Annotated in this window: 1 pseudogene; it reads left to right on the top strand. The window is 61.9% G+C overall.

Annotated features, from left to right (window positions below):
• Positions 1-875, top strand: a pseudogene (locus FAY33_RS19495) (collagen-like protein); the annotation flags it as partial.

Here is an 875-nt window from a genome sequence, read left to right as displayed (position 1 = left end):
ACATTGGACCTACCGGCGATACCGGACCTGCTGGTGTTGGGTCAACTGGTGATACCGGACCTACCGGCGATACTGGACCTACCGGTGATACCGGACCTGCTGGTGTTGGAACGACTGGTGATACCGGACCTACCGGTGATACCGGACCTACCGGCGATACCGGACCTACCGGCGATACTGGACCTGCTGGTGTTGGGTCAACTGGTGATACCGGACCTACCGGCGATACTGGACCTACCGGCGACACTGGGCCTGCTGGTGTTGGGTCAACTGGTGATACCGGACCTACCGGCGATACTGGACCTGCTGGTGTTGGGTCAACTGGTGAGACCGGACCTACCGGCGATACTGGACCTACCGGCGACACTGGGCCTGCTGGTGTTGGGTCAACTGGTGATACCGGACCTACCGGCGATACTGGACCTACCGGCGACACTGGGCCTGCTGGTGTTGGGTCAACTGGTGATACCGGACCTACCGGCGATACTGGACCTACCGGCGATACTGGACCTGCTGGTGTTGGGTCAACTGGTGATACCGGACCACCGGCGACACTGGGACCTACCGGCGACACTGGGCCTGCTGGTGTTGGGTCAACTGGTGATACCGGACCTACCGGCGATACTGGACCTACCGGCGATACTGGACCTGCTGGTGTTGGGTCAACTGGTGATACCGGACCTACCGGCGATACTGGACCTACCGGCGACACTGGGCCTGCTGGCGATGCGGGGGTGACTGGACCTACCGGCGATACGGGTCCCACTGGTGATGTTGGGCCTACCGGCGATACGGGTCCCACTGGCGATGTTGGGCCTACTGGCGATACGGGTCCTACTGGCGACACCGGACCTACTGGCGAAACAGGACCCACT

Source organism: Clostridium sp. HBUAS56010, assembly GCF_007115105.1.
In the GTDB taxonomy this organism is placed as follows: domain Bacteria; phylum Bacillota; class Clostridia; order Lachnospirales; family Lachnospiraceae; genus Lacrimispora.
The sequence above is the reverse complement of the archived record's forward strand: the minus strand, read 5'-3'. Positions and strand labels throughout refer to the sequence as shown.